Genomic DNA, 13873 nt, shown 5'->3' with positions numbered 1-13873 from the left:
AACCCGGACGGCTGGACCATCGGCATGTGCGCATCGTGCAGCTAGCGAATTTCTACGGCCCACGATCCGGTGGGTTGCGCACCGCGCTGCACCACCTGGGGGAAGGGTATGTGGCCGCCGGGCACGAGGTGGTGCTGATCGTGCCTGGCCCGCGCCGCAGCGAGGAAGTGCTGTCCACCGGGGCTTTGCGAATCACCTTGCCCGCCTTCGGTATTCCGTTCACCGGCGGCTACCGCGCGGCCGACCCGCGGGCGGTGGCCGACGTACTCGCCGGGCTGCGGCCCGACGTGCTCGAGGTGTCCGACCGGCTGACCCTGCGCGGCTTCGGGCGGTGGGCCGGACGGCGCGGCGTGACAAGCGTGATGATCTCGCACGAACGGCTCGACCGGCTGCTCGGTCAGGTGCTCCCCGGGCCCGCCGCCCGGCGCTGCGCCGACGTCGCCAACCGGCGCACCGCCGACGACTACGACATGGTCGTGTGCACCACCGATTTCGCCCGCGAGGAGTTCCAGCGGATCGGCGCCCCCAATGTCGAACTCGTCCCGCTCGGCGTCGACCTGGACCTGTTCAGCCCACGCAAGCGCGACCGGCAGCTCCGTGCCGACCTCGGCGTGGACGGTTATCCACTGCTCGTGCACTGCGGGCGGCTGTCGGTGGAGAAGCGGGTGGACCGCAGCATCGAGGCGATCGGCGCCCTGCACCGTGCGGGCATGCCGACCCGTCTGGTCGTCGCGGGCGACGGCCCCCGCCGCGAATCCCTCGAACGCCGCGCCCGCACCCTGCCGCCCTTACCCGGCGGCGAACCGGCCGTGCACTTCACCGGTTTCATCAGCGACCGCACCGAGGTGGCGACCCTGCTCGCCACCGCCGACGTCTCCCTGGCCCCCGGCCCGCACGAAACCTTCGGCCTCGCCGCCCTGGAGGCCCTGGCCGCGGGCACCCCGGTCGTGGCCAGCCGCTCCTCGGCCCTGGCCGACATCATCACCGCCGAATGCGGCGCCGTAGCCGCCGACCGCCCCCGAGCTTTCGCCCGAGCCGTCACCGACGTCCTCGCCATGCCGACCACCGACCGTCGCCAAGCCGCCCGCCACCGCGCCGAACAATTCACCTGGCCGCGAGCGGTGGCAGGCATGCTCGCGGTCCTGAACCGCTGACCTACCTCAGCCGGACTACTTCCAGGTCTCGAGCAGACGGGTCGCTTCGGTGGCGAGCGCCGCCTGGAGGAAGGGGCCGAAGCTGATCCGGGCTACCCCGAGCTCGGCGAAATAGGCCTTGGCGGGAGTTCCGGGTTGGCCGATCGCGTTGACCGGGCGCGGCAGTTCGGTGGTGAGGCGGCGCAGGGTTTCGTCGCTGTGGCGGCCGACGGGGTAGAGCACGTCGGCGCCCGCTTCGGCGGCGAGGGTCAGGCGGGCGATGGCGCGGTCGACGCGGTCGGATTCCTCGCCGTCCTGGCGCAGGAACAGGTCGGTGCGGGCATTGACGACCACGTGCACGCCGGTGGCGTCGGCGGCCTCGCGCAGGCCGCGCACCAGGTCGGCGTGCTCCTGGGCCTCGCGCAGCCGCTTGCCCTCGCTGTGCACGGTGTCCTCGATATTGAGGCCGACGGCACCCGCCCCGAGCAGGCCGTCGATGAGCTGCAACGGTTCGAGGCCGTACCCGGATTCGATGTCGACCGACACCGGCACCTCCACCGAGGCGGTCACCTGCGCGACACGCGCGAGCAGTTCGTCGAAGCTCATCCCCTCACCGTCGGGGCGCCCGATCGAGTCCGCGACCGGATGGCTGCCCATCGTCAGTCCCGAAAAACCTGCATTCACAGCGACATTCGCCGACCAGGCGTCCCACACCGTCGGCAGGACCACCGGATCGCCGGGACGGTGCAGCGCGAGCAGGGACTTGGCGCGGGTCTCGAGTGAAGTCATACCGCGATGATGCCCCAGCCGTGCGGCAGTGGCTAGGCGCAGCCACTTTTCGGTGGACAGTTCAGGTGTACATCGAGCACGCGCGCGCCCGGCCCCTCCGCGCCGAGGCGGTCGTGTTCGTTGACGAGCTTGCACGAACCCAGCGACAGGCAGCCGCAGCCGATGCAACCGGTGAGATTGTCGCGCAGTCGCGTGAGCTGGGTGATTCGTTCGTCGAGGTCCGCACGCCAGGTGGTCGACACGGCCTCCCAATCGCGTCGGGTCGGTGTGCGGCCCTCGGGCAGCCGGTCGAGCGCGGAGCGGATATCGCTGAGCGGGATGCCGACGCGCTGGGAGATGCGGATGAACGCCACCCGCCGCAGCGTCTCGCGTGCGTAGCGGCGTTGATTGCCACTGGTTCGACGACTCGTTATGAGACCTTCGCGTTCGTAGAAGTGCAACGCGGACACTGCAACTCCACTACGCTCGGAGAGCTGCCCGGGGGTCAGCTCCTTCGTTTGCCAATCGGCCGTCGTCATTTCCTGTCTCCTCCCGCTTTCACCTCAACCATACTTGAGGTACTTGTGTGGTGTACGAAAACGGGGTGACTCGGTGCGGGTCCTCCTGGCAGGCGCGCCCCGCTCGCATTACGGTTTCGGCATGGGAACGGACTCGCGCCTGGCTGTCACCTCCGAGGTCGGCACATTGCGCACGGTGCTGCTGCACCGGCCCGGCGATGAGCTGCGCAGGCTCACCCCGAGCAACAACGATCAGCTGCTCTTCGACGGCATCCCCTGGGTGGAACGCGCCCAGGAGGAACACGACGCCTTCGCCGCCGTCCTGCGCGGGCGCGGCGTGGAGGTGCTGCTGCTCGCCGACCTGCTCACCGAAACACTCGCGACCAGCGGCGCCGCCCGTATCCAGGGCATCTCCGCCGCCGTCGACGCGCGCAGGCTCGGCCACGATCTCGCCGACCAGCTCGCCGCCGAACTCCGCAAGGTCGAGGCCCCCGAACTGGCCGATATCCTCATGGCCGGAATGACTTTCGACGAACTGCCGTTCGGTCCCGACTCCACGTCGCTGGTGCGGCGGATGCATCACGGTGCCGATTTCGTCATCGACCCGCTGCCCAACCTGCTGTTCACCCGCGACTCGTCGTTCTGGGTCGGTCCCAAGGTGGCGATCACCTCGCTTGCCCTGCCCGCGCGCAGTCGCGAAACCTCCATCACCGACCTCGTCTACGCCTTCCACCCTCGTTTCCTCGGCGTGCGCCGGGCCTACGAATCGCACACGGCCCCCATCGAGGGCGGTGATGTGCTGTTGCTCGCTCCCGGTGTCGTCGCGGTGGGCGTGGGCGAGCGAACCACGCCCGCCGGTGCGGAAGCGTTGGCGCGCAGTCTTTTCGACGACGACCTCGCGCACACCGTGCTGGTGGTGCCGATCGCCCAGAACCGCGCGACCATGCACCTGGACACCGTGTGCACCATGGTCGACACCGATGCGGTGGTGATGTACCCCGGCGTCCGGGAAACCTTGCAGGCGTTCACGATTCGTCGCGAGGACGGCTTCGCCGGCCGTGGTGACACCGAACGCATCAGCATCAGCGGCCCCGAACCGTTCCTGCCCGCCGCTGCCGCCGCGATGGGCATCCCGACCCTGCGGGTGATCGACACCGGCCGCGACGGGCCCGCCGCCGAACGCGAGCAGTGGGACGACGGCAACAACACCCTCGCGCTCGCCCCCGGCGTCGTCGTGGCCTACGAACGCAACGAGATGACCAACTCCCGCCTGACCGACGCGGGGATCGAGGTGCTCACCATCCAGGGTTCGGAGCTGGGGTCCGGGCGCGGCGGCCCCCGATGCATGTCCTGCCCGCTGTCCCGAGACGAGGTGTGATGTTCCACGTCGAGCTGTCCGCCGATTCCACCCAGCCGCCCTACGAACAGTTGCGCATGGCGGTGATCGAACAGGTCCGCGCGGGCACGCTCACGGCGGGCACCAAGATCCCCACCGTGCGGGCGCTGGCCGCCGACCTCGGTATCGCACCCAACACCGTCGCCCGCGCCTACCGCGAACTCGAGGCCGACGGTGTCCTCGAAACCCGTGGCCGCCAGGGCTCTTTCATCGCGTCGTCGGGCGACCCGACCCGCGATATCGCCGGCCGCGCCGCCGTCGAATACGTGACGACCATCCGCAGGCTCGGCCTCACCGACAGCGATGCCATCGACTTCGTCCACCGCGCGCTCGGCTGAGGTGTCAGCGCCAGCTCGGTAACCAGAGGTGGTCCTGCCAGGTGGCGGGGCTGATCGGCATCCCGGTGAGAATGGGCCACAGCCAGACGAAATTCGCGATCACCAGGCCCAGGTAGATGGAGACGATCAGCAGCCCGAGGGCATAGCGCTCGTCGACCGGGGCGGGCAGGTAGGTGCCCCTCGGGCTGCGCGGTATCCCCACCGGCCGTGACGAACCGAGGATGTCGCCGAGGACAAGCGCGACACCCATCACGAGGAACGGGGCGAGCACGACGGCGTAGAAGAAGTACATCTGCCGGTCGAGGGTGAGGAACCAGGGCAGCAGACCGGCGCCGTACCCGACGAGCACCGCCGCGTACCGCCAGTCCCGCCGGGTGACGCTGCGCCAGATCATCCAGCCGAGCGCAGGCAGCGCGAGCCACCACAGCGCCGGGGTGCCGATGGCCATCACGGCCTTCACACACTGCGCCTCGCCACAACCGGTGACGGTGCCATCGGCGTAGTAGTAGAGCATCGGACGCAGACCCATCGGCCAGGTCCACGGCTTGGATTCCCACGGGTGGTGATTGCCCGCCGAATTGGTGAGAGTCGAATGGAAGTCGAGGGTTTCGCCCTGGTAGTACCAGAGCGAGCGCAGGGCGTCGGGCAGGAACGCGAACGCCCCACCGGTGCCGATCTGATTGCCGACCGCGTGCCGGTAGGTCCCGGTCTCGCTGGCGAACCACGCCCAATACGACGACAGGTACACCACGAGCGGAATGACGACGAGGGCGTACAGCGCCGGCCCCACATCGCGCACCAGCGTGCCGACCCACGGCCTGCGCACCCCGTACGCGCGCCGGGCACTCACGTCGAACGCCACGCTCATCAGCCCGAAGAACATGATGAAGTAGATGCCCGACCATTTGGTTCCACAGGCCAGACCGAGCAACACACCGGCGCCGAAACGCCACCAGCGCACCCCCAGCCGTGGTCCCCAGTCGGTGAGCCCGACGCGACCGGCCAGGTCGGCGGCTGCCATCCGCTCACGCACCTCGTCGCGATCGACGATCAGGCAGCCGAACGCGGCGGTGACCAGCAACGCCATGAAGATGTCGAGCATGCCGATGCGCGAGGACACGAAGGTCAGGCCGTCGGCGATGAGCAGGATGCCCGCGAACGCGCCGATCAAGGTGGAGCGCGACATCCGGCGCACGATCCGGATCACCAGCAGCACCAGCACGGTGCCCGCCAGGGCGGCGGTGCCGCGCCAGCCCCAGGCGTTGTAGCCGAACAGGGCCTCGCTGAGGGCGATGAACTGTTTGCCGACCGGGGGGTGCACGACCAGGCCGTAGGCGGGGTTGTCCTCGACTCCGCCGCCGGTGACCATCTGCCAGGCCTGCGGGGCGTAGTGCTTCTCGTCGAAAACCGGTGTGCGCGCGTCGGTCGGATAGTTCAGGTTCAGGAAGCGGGTGATGCCCGCGATCACCGTGAGCACCAGGGTGACCGCCCAGCCCCGCGCGGTGTCGAGCGGCCCGAAATCGGGGGCGGGTCGCAGTGGCACCGGGCTCACCACGGCCGACACCGGGCGCGTCGAACGGGCTTCGGTCACCGGGATCACGCCCCGATCGTAGGCGGTGCCACCGACTCGGGCCGAGCCGACACCGGTCGGGACCGGGTCACCTGACAGAATGGGCGTCGCGCCATCCACTGGCACCGCGCGCCGCACGCACCGCCTGCGGCCGAACTCCCGGAGAGGCGGAACCCCACCGTGTTGGTCCTAGCGGCAACCCCGATGGGCGATATCGGCGATGCGTCGCAGCGTCTGCGCGACGCGCTCGGCACGGCCGATGTGGTCGCCGCCGAGGACACCCGCCGCACCAGATCGCTCGCCAAAGCGCTCGGGGTGGAGATCACCGGTCGCGTCGTCAGCTTCTACGACCATGTCGAGACCGCCCGCATCCCCGCCCTGCTCGACGACATCGCGAGCGGGCTCACGGTGCTCCTGGTGACCGACGCGGGCATGCCGTCGGTGAGCGACCCCGGTTATCGACTGGTGGCCGCCGCCGTGGAACGCGACCTGCCCGTCACCTGCCTGCCCGGCCCGTCGGCCGTCACCACCGCGCTCGCCCTGTCGGGCCTGCCGGTCGAACGGTTCTGCTTCGACGGTTTCGCACCGCGCAAAGGCGGCCAGCGCCGGGAGTGGTTGCGCACCTTGGCTTCCGAACAACGCGCCTGTGTCTTCTTCGAAGCACCCCACCGACTAGCCGACTGCCTCGCCGACGCCGTCACCGTCCTCGGCCCCGACCGCCGCGCGGCAGTCTGCCGCGAACTCACCAAGACCTACGAAGAGGTCGTCCGCGGCACCCTCGGCGAACTCGCCGAATGGGCGGTAGACGGTGCGCGCGGCGAAATCACCGTGGTTCTCGAAGGCGCCCAACCGGTTACGGCCGAACCGGCCCAACTCGTCGACGAAGTAGAAACCCTCGTCGCGAGCGGTATGCGCCTCAAAGACGCCTGCGCGGAAGTATCGGCAGGCCGAGGCGCCTCCCGCCGCGAACTCTACGACGCCGTACTCGCCGCCCGCTCTGCCGAGTGAAGACGACACTGCGGCGCATCCGAGATCGGGTGCGCCGCAGTTGTTCTGAATCTACTCCTTCGGCTCCACGTACCGGGGGAACACCGGTTCCGGGGCCGGGAGGTCGGTGCCGGGGACGAGGGAGTTGGGGATATCGGCGAAGGTGCGGGCTTCCTGGCCGAGGAGGTCGAGGATCTTCGCGGCGGAGCCGGGCATCACCGGCTGGACCAGGATCGCGACGATGCGGACCACCTCGAGGGTGACGTAGAGGACCGTCGCCATGCGGGCCAGGTCTTCCTCGGTGCCCGACTTGCGCAGGGCCCAGGGGGCATTGGCGGAGAAGTAGCGGTTGGTCTCGCCGAGGGTGAGCCAGACGGCTTCCAGGGCCAGATGCATCTGCTGGGCGTCGAATTCGGTGCGGCACTTGTCGAGCAGGCCCGCCGCGCGGTCGAGCAGGGCGCGGTCGTCGGCGGTGAATTCGCCCGGCGTGGGGACCTTGGCGTCGCAGTTCTTGTTGACCATGGTCAGGCTGCGCTGCACCAGGTTGCCGAATTCGTTGGCCAGGTCGCTGTTGATGCGGCCCGCGATGGCCTCGTTGCTGTAACTGCCGTCCTGGCCGTAGGAGATCTCACGCAGCAGGAAGAAGCGCACCTGGTCGAGACCGTAGGTGGAGACCAGTTCGAGCGGGTCGACGATATTGCCCGTCGACTTCGACATCTTCTCGCCCTTGTTGTACAGGAACCCGTGCACGAACACGCGTTCCGGCAGTTCGATCCCCGCCGACATCAGGAACGCCGGCCAGTACACCGTGTGGAAGCGGGTGATGTCCTTGCCGATGATGTGCACGTTCGCCGGCCAGAACTTGCGGAACCGCTCGGAGTCGGTATCCGGGAAGCCCACGCCGGTCAGGTAATTGGTGAGCGCGTCGACCCACACGTACATCACGTGATCGGGATGACCTGGTACCGGAACACCCCAGTCGAAGGTGGTGCGCGAGATCGACAGATCCTTCAGCCCAGCCTTGACGTAGCTCACGATCTCGTTGCGCCGGGTGGCCGGGGCGATGAATTCGGGGTGCGTCTCGTAGAGCTCGAGCAGTTTGTCCTGGTACTGCGAGAGCTTGAAGAAGTAGTTCGACTCCTCGGTCCAGGTGACCGGGGTCTGCGTCTCGGTGGACACGCGGGTGCCGTCGTCGAGGAGGGTGGTCTCCTCCTCGGTGTAGAACGCCTCGTCGCGTACCGAGTACCAGCCGGAGTAGTTGTCGAGGTAGATGTCGCCGTTGGCGAGCATGCGCTCCCAGATGGCGACGCTCGCGGCCTTGTGGTCCTCGTCGGTGGTACGGATGAAGCGGTCGAAGGAGACGTCGAGGGCCTTGTCCATGGCCTCGAACACGTCGGAGTTGCGGGCGGCGAGTTCCTGTACCGGAACGCCTTCGGCGGCCGCGGTCTGCTGCATCTTCTGGCCGTGCACGTCGGTGCCGGTCATGAAGAACACGTCGAAGCCGTCGAGGCGCTTGAAGCGGGCAAGCGCGTCGGTGGAGATGTACTCGTACGCGTGCCCCATATGCGGTGCACCGTTCGGGTAGGCGATGGCCGTGGTGATGTAGAAGGCCGGCTGCTGCTCGCTTCGCTCGCTCATGATGGCAACTACTGTAATCCGCGTGGCAAACCAGAATCGTCCGGCTCCGCCTCCTCCCGCACCGCTCGCGCCGCTGATCGACGCGCACACCCACCTCGACGCCTGCGGTGCGACCGATGCCGCCTCGACCACCGCGATCGTCGACCGGGCCGCCGCCGTCGGTGTGGGCCATGTGGTGACGGTCGCCGACGACCTCGCCGCCGCGCAGTGGGCGGTTCGGGCCGCGCACTGGGACCCGCGCGTGTACGCGGCCGTCGCGCTGCACCCCACCCGCGCGAACGCTCTCGACGACAAGGCCATGGCCGAGTTGGAGAACCTCGCCACCGACCCCCGCGTCGTCGCGATCGGTGAGACCGGCCTCGACTACTACTGGCCGGGCAAACTCGACGGCTGCGCCGACATCGAGACCCAGATCGAGGGCTTCCGCTGGCACATCGACCTGGCCAAACGGGTGCGCAAGCCGCTGATGATCCACAACCGCGAGGCCGACCACGACCTGCTCACGGTGCTGCTCGACGAGGGCGCCCCCGACACCGTGATCTTCCACTGCTTCTCCTCGGACGCGAACATGGCGCAGGCGTGTGTGGCCGAGGGGTATGTGCTCAGTTTCTCGGGAACGGTGAGTTTCAAGAACGCGCACGAATTGCGGGAGGCGGCCCAGCTGGTGCCCGACGATCAGATCCTGGTCGAAACCGACGCGCCGTATCTGACGCCGCATCCGTATCGCGGGGCGCCGAACGAGTCGTATTGCCTGCCGTACACGGTGCGCGCGCTGGCCGAGATCCGTGAGCAGGATCCGGCGGAGTTGGCCGAGATCACGACGGCGAATGCCCGCAGGCTCTATCGCATCCGATAAGTCCGCTTCGCGGACCCGCCAGGGGTCTCGACAATAAACGTGTTTCGGCTCACATTTGTGTGTCGGATTCGTTATCTACCTGCGATGTCTATATCGAATCGTGATGTGTGGTCCCGCTGATCGGGCGGCACCCTGTTGTCCCACGTCGACATGCTCGTTATCGTTCCGTAACCATGTCGGCTTTCGCACGGATCAACTCGTCCCGCTCGCCGCTGCTGTACGCGGCGGCGGCGGCCCTGTTGCTGGTGTTGCTCGTCGGCGCCTCGATGGCCATCGTCAACCACAAGACGGTGGCGATCGTGGTCGACGGAGAACGCGTCGAGCTCACCACGATGTCGCGCGATGTGCGCGCGATCCTCGACGACGCGGGCTACGAAATCACCGAACACGACGACGTCCGCCCGGCGGCGGGCACGAAGGTGTCCGACGGCGCGACCATCACCCTCAACCGCGGCCGCGAGATCACGGTGATCGTCGACGGCGCCGAACGCAAGGTGTGGACCACCGGCATCACCGCCGGTGAGGCGCTCGCGCAGATGCAGATCCCGGCCGACACCCACGTGGTGCCCACTCGCACCGAGAAGCTGCCGCTGGCCGGTGCCGCGCTGAGCGTGTACACCCCGCGCACCGTCACCGTCGTCGACGGTGGTGGCGAACCGGTCGACGTGCGCCTGGCCGCCCCGACCGTCGGCGATTTCCTCACCGCCGCGGGCATCCCGCTCAAAGACCAGGACTTCGCCGAGCCCGCAGCGAGCACCCCGCTCACCGGCGATATGAAGGTCACCGTCACCCGTCAGCGTATCGAGGAGCGCACCGAGACCCTGCCGCTGGAACCCGCCGAGCAGGTGATCGAGGACGTCACGATGAACATGAGCCGCACCGTCGTGGAGAACCCCGGTGCGCCCGGCCTGCACGAGGCGACCTTCGCGGTGACCATGATCAACGGTGTGGAAGCCCATCGCGTGCAGACCAATTCGAAGGTCATCACCCCCGCCCAGCCCAAGACCATCCGCAAGGGCGCCAAGCCGGGCACCGAGGTGCCGCCGGTCCGCGACGGCGACATCTGGGACGCGCTGGCCAAGTGCGAGTCGACGGGCAACTGGTCGATCAACACCGGCAACGGCTACTACGGCGGCATCCAGTTCGACCAGAGCACCTGGGAACGCCAGGGCGGCCTCAAGTACGCCCCCCGCGCCGACCTGGCCACCCGCGAGGAACAGATCGCCATCGCCGAAGTGACCCGCGCCCGCCAGGGCTGGGGCGCCTGGCCCGCCTGCACCGGCCGCCTCGGCCTCAGCTGATCCGGTAAGTCGCTGTCACGGCGGGGGATTGCCGTGGGGTAGCGTGCTCTCGTTTCGCCGGGTCTGCTGTGCTCGTGCGGTGGGGTCGGCTTCGGACGAGTCGACGGGTGGTTGAGATGCGCGGTGTTTCGGCGATGCGATGCGCGGCTGCGGCGGTGGCTGTTTCGGTGGGACTCGGAGTCGGTGCGCCGGGTGCGCGCGCGGAGTCGCCCGGGGAGGTGCTCGCCGTGATGCCCGCGGTGCTGCGCGGCCTGAACGCCGAGGTCATCGACTACTCGACCAGGGGAATCGGTGGGGCGACCCAGCCGGCCAGCGGCGTGCTGTATCTGCCCGACGGCACCGCGCCCGAGGGCGGGTGGCCGATCGTCGCCTACGACCACGGCACCACCGGGCTCGGTTCCGGTTGTGGTGGGCAATCGGATCCGGCGGGGGCGCCGTGGCCGGAATCGCAAGTGGGGCAAGACGAATTCATCCGGCACGTGGTGTCGCGCGGGTTCGCGGTGGTTGCCCCGGATTATCTGGGACTCGGTCGGTTCGACACCGGGCCGCATCCGTACCTCGACATCGATACCGAGGCGACCGCCACGCTCGACCTGCTGCGCGCCGCCCGGTCGGTGCGTCCGGAGCTCTCGCCGGTGTGGCTGGCATCGGGGATGTCGCAGGGTGGGCATGCCGCGCTCGCCACCGCGCACCGGCAGGCGAGCTACGCGCCGGAGCTGGATTTCCGTGGCACCATCGCCGTCGACCCGGCCTCGGATGTGGAGAAGGTCGCCCCGTTGCTCGGCCCGGGCAACCCGGACCGCGTGAGCGGCGGCACCCTCGGTTTCTCGGCGAGCATTCTCGCCGGATTGCGTGCGGCCCGGCCGGAGGCGCAGGTCGACAGCTACCTCAGCCCGCTCGGTCGGCAGGTGCTCGACGAGATCGGCACGCTGTGCCAGGACGCCATCGACGACCGGGTCACCGATCTCTATCTCGGCGACCTGCTGTCGCGCTCGCTCGGCGAGGAACCGCTGCGCTCGGTGATGACCGACTACATGGCCGTGCCGACCAGCGGTTACGACGCACCGATCCTGCTGCTGGTGAACGCCACCGACCGGACGGTGCCGTCCCCGCTGCACGCGGCGCTCGCGGCGCAGTTCGCCGCGGGCGGCGTGGCATTCGAGACGGTGGTCGGCACGGGGAGTCATACCCAGTTGAGCCCGGCGATGTGGGTGGCTATCGATCAATTCCTGGCTCGAGCACGCTGATCCCCACCCGCTATCTGTACACTCGTCCAAGTTCATGATCCCCTGGTGGAGAGACGAGTCCATGTCTGACAAGCCGATCAGAGCGGCCGTTGTCGCGGCCCTGACCTCCGCCGCGCTGCTCGCCGGTCTGGCTCCCGCGTCCGCCGAAACGCCCGGCTCGCTCATTTCGGCCCAGGCCGAGGCGGCGGGCTGGCACGGCCTGGATCGCGGCTCGTCCATCGAGTACTGGATGACCGACTCCGCCGGCGTCGCCCGCCCGGCCAGCGGTGCGCTGTTCCTGCCGAGCGGTGACGCACCCGCCACCGGCTGGCCGATCATCGCCTACGACCACGGCAGTTCCGGCTCCGGCCGCGGCTGCGGCGGTCAAGCCGACCCGGAAACCGCGCCGTTCCCGGCGCAGCGCGCGGCCGAGGACCGGCTCATCAAACGCTTCGTCGAGCAGGGCTTCGCCGTCGTCACGCCCGACTACCTGGGCCTGGGCCGCTTCGACACCGGTCCGCACCCGTATCTCGAGGTGCGCAGCGAGGCGACCGCGACCATCGATCTGATCCGCGCGGCCCGCGCCGCCGAACCCGACCTGTCGCGCACGTGGAGCGTGGTCGGTACCTCACAGGGCGGGCACGCGGCGCTGAGCTCGGCTCACGTCCAGTCCTCCTACGCTCCCGAACTCGATTTCCGGGGCACGGTCGCCATCGATGCCGCCTCCGATGTCGAGAAGGTCCTGCCGTTCATGGGACCGGACGTGCCGGGACCGCCGGGGAGCACGATCTTCCTCGTCAGCATCCTCGCGGGTCTGCGCGCCACCCACCCCGAACTCGACGTGGACTCCTACCTCACGCCGCGTGGCAAGGCCGTCATCGACGCGGCCGCGGGCCAGTGCCTCGACACGATCGTCGCCGAGACCAAGGGGATGACCTCGCGCGATATGTTCGTCCGCCCGATCGAACCGCTGCGCGGCGCCCTCGCGGCCTACATGGCCCTGCCGACCAGCGGCTACGACGCGCCGATCCTGCTGACCATGAATGTCACCGACACGATCGTCCCGTCCCCGCTGCACGCGGCGCTGGTCGCTCAGTTCGCCGTGAACGGAGTGGACCACCAGGTGTTGCCCGGCACCGGCACACACGGCTCGGTGACACCGGCGCAGCTCGATGCCATCGATGCCTTCCTCGCCCGGGTCAACGCCGCCCCGCCACAGCGCTGAGCTGCCCGATCGGCGAGGTTGGTAAGTTCTAGCAGTGCCCGAACCTGAGAAATCCGCCGCGCTGCTCGGTCCCGCCGAGGTGCGTACGCTGGCCGAACGCTTCGGCGTGCGACCGACCAAACAGCTCGGGCAGAACTTCGTCCACGACGCGAACACGGTGCGGCGCATCGTGTCCGCGGCGGGCGTCGGTCGCGGCGACACGGTGCTCGAGGTCGGCCCCGGTCTCGGCTCGCTGACGCTTGCCCTGCTCGATGTGGTCGACCAGGTGGTCGCCGTGGAGATCGACCCGGTGCTCGCGAACTACCTGCCCGAAACCGTCGCCGATCGCGCCCCCGGCCTGGTCGGGAATCTGCGGGTGGTCGAGGCCGACGCGCTACGTGTGCGCGCCGATCAGCTGCCCGCCGAACCGACCGCGCTGGTGGCGAACCTGCCGTACAACGTGGCCGTGCCGGTGCTGCTGCACTTGCTCGCCGAGTTGCCGAGCATCAAGGTCTCGCTGGTGATGGTGCAGGCCGAGGTGGCCGACCGGCTCGCCGCCGAACCGGGCAACCGGGTGTACGGGGTGCCGAGCGTCAAGGCGGGGTTCTTCGGCAAGGTCCGGCGCGCGGGTCATGTGGGTACGCAGGTGTTCTGGCCGGTGCCGCGGGTGGAATCGGGTCTGGTCCGCATCGATCGGTATGCCGAACCGCCGTGGCCGATGGACGACGCGCATCGCAGGCGGGTGTTCGAGGTGATCGACTCGGCCTTCGCCCAGCGGCGAAAGACCTTGCGGGCGGCGCTGTCCGGCTGGGCGGGTTCGCCCGTCGAGGCCGAGCGCAGGCTCGTCGCCGCGGGTATCGATCCGACGGCGCGTGGCGAGACCCTCGAGACCGCCGCGTTCGTGAAACTGGCCGCTCAGGGCTGAACCCTTGTGGCCC

13 protein-coding genes are annotated in these 13873 nt (G+C 69.0%); 9 read left to right on the top strand and 4 right to left on the bottom strand.

Annotated features, from left to right (window positions below):
- The first annotated feature begins 26 nt into the window (after nt 1–26).
- A complete protein-coding gene (locus AB0I19_RS13205) occupies nt 27–1154 on the top strand; it encodes a glycosyltransferase (RefSeq protein WP_357148120.1) in 1128 nt (375 codons plus the stop codon).
- Nucleotides 1155–1169: 15 nt separating this feature from the next.
- Here AB0I19_RS13205 and AB0I19_RS13200 read toward each other — a convergent pair whose 3' ends face one another.
- On the bottom strand, nt 1170–1922 hold the full coding sequence (locus AB0I19_RS13200) for an isocitrate lyase/phosphoenolpyruvate mutase family protein (protein WP_357148117.1): 753 nt from the start codon (nt 1920–1922) through the stop codon (nt 1170–1172).
- Between the two features lie 32 nt (nt 1923–1954).
- Nucleotides 1955–2440, bottom strand: coding sequence for a redox-sensitive transcriptional activator SoxR (soxR, locus tag AB0I19_RS13195; RefSeq protein ID WP_067485487.1), 486 nt, complete (start codon nt 2438–2440; stop codon nt 1955–1957).
- A gap of 121 nt (nt 2441–2561) precedes the next feature.
- Here soxR and arcA point away from each other — a divergent pair, with 121 nt between their 5' ends.
- Both arcA and AB0I19_RS13185 read left to right on the top strand, forming a co-directional pair.
- Nucleotides 2562–3797 carry an arginine deiminase gene (arcA, locus tag AB0I19_RS13190; protein ID WP_067485485.1) on the top strand — a complete coding sequence of 412 codons (1236 nt, stop codon included), beginning with the start codon at nt 2562–2564 and terminating at the stop codon, nt 3795–3797.
- Complete coding sequence (locus AB0I19_RS13185) at nt 3797–4153, top strand: GntR family transcriptional regulator (protein WP_181696698.1); 357 nt, start codon at nt 3797–3799, stop codon at nt 4151–4153. Before arcA ends, AB0I19_RS13185 begins: the two co-directional genes overlap by 1 nt.
- Before the next feature lie 4 nt (nt 4154–4157).
- On the opposite strand, the gene AB0I19_RS13180 is transcribed toward AB0I19_RS13185, so the two are convergent.
- The gene (locus AB0I19_RS13180) at nt 4158–5753 is read right to left on the bottom strand and encodes a phospholipid carrier-dependent glycosyltransferase (protein ID WP_357148113.1); all 1596 of its coding nucleotides are present in this window, start codon (nt 5751–5753) and stop codon (nt 4158–4160) included.
- A gap of 150 nt (nt 5754–5903) precedes the next feature.
- On the opposite strand from AB0I19_RS13180, the gene rsmI reads away from it, so the two are divergent.
- Complete coding sequence (gene rsmI / locus AB0I19_RS13175; RefSeq protein ID WP_357148110.1) at nt 5904–6731, top strand: 16S rRNA (cytidine(1402)-2'-O)-methyltransferase; 828 nt, start codon at nt 5904–5906, stop codon at nt 6729–6731.
- A 51-nt stretch (nt 6732–6782) separates the two neighbouring features.
- On the opposite strand, the gene metG is transcribed toward rsmI, so the two are convergent.
- Entirely contained in the window at nt 6783–8348 is a 1566-nt protein-coding gene (gene metG / locus AB0I19_RS13170) for a methionine--tRNA ligase (protein WP_357148107.1), read from the bottom strand.
- 22 nt (nt 8349–8370) lie between these two features.
- Between metG and AB0I19_RS13165 the strand changes: the two genes are divergently transcribed.
- The 5 genes from AB0I19_RS13165 to rsmA all read left to right on the top strand — a co-directional run bounded on the left by AB0I19_RS13165 (nt 8371) and on the right by rsmA (nt 13860).
- Nucleotides 8371–9204, top strand: a complete 834-nt coding sequence (locus AB0I19_RS13165; RefSeq protein ID WP_357148104.1) for a TatD family hydrolase — start codon at nt 8371–8373, stop codon at nt 9202–9204.
- 173 nt (nt 9205–9377) lie between these two features.
- Nucleotides 9378–10505: a transglycosylase family protein gene (locus AB0I19_RS13160; RefSeq protein ID WP_357148101.1), complete on the top strand. Its 1128-nt coding sequence runs from the start codon at nt 9378–9380 to the stop codon at nt 10503–10505.
- Between the two features lie 116 nt (nt 10506–10621).
- Entirely contained in the window at nt 10622–11752 is a 1131-nt protein-coding gene (locus AB0I19_RS13155) for an alpha/beta fold hydrolase (RefSeq protein ID WP_357148595.1), read from the top strand.
- Nucleotides 11753–11813: 61 nt separating this feature from the next.
- A complete protein-coding gene (locus tag AB0I19_RS13150; RefSeq protein WP_357148098.1) occupies nt 11814–12956 on the top strand; it encodes a lipase family protein in 1143 nt (380 codons plus the stop codon).
- A gap of 34 nt (nt 12957–12990) precedes the next feature.
- A complete protein-coding gene (gene rsmA, locus AB0I19_RS13145) occupies nt 12991–13860 on the top strand; it encodes a 16S rRNA (adenine(1518)-N(6)/adenine(1519)-N(6))-dimethyltransferase RsmA (protein WP_357148096.1) in 870 nt (289 codons plus the stop codon).
- Nucleotides 13861–13873: the final 13 nt, after the last annotated feature.

This window comes from Nocardia sp. NPDC050413 (genome assembly GCF_040655475.1).
In the GTDB taxonomy this organism is placed as follows: Bacteria; Actinomycetota; Actinomycetes; order Mycobacteriales; family Mycobacteriaceae; genus Nocardia; species Nocardia coubleae.
The sequence above is the reverse complement of the archived record's forward strand: the minus strand, read 5'-3'. Positions and strand labels throughout refer to the sequence as shown.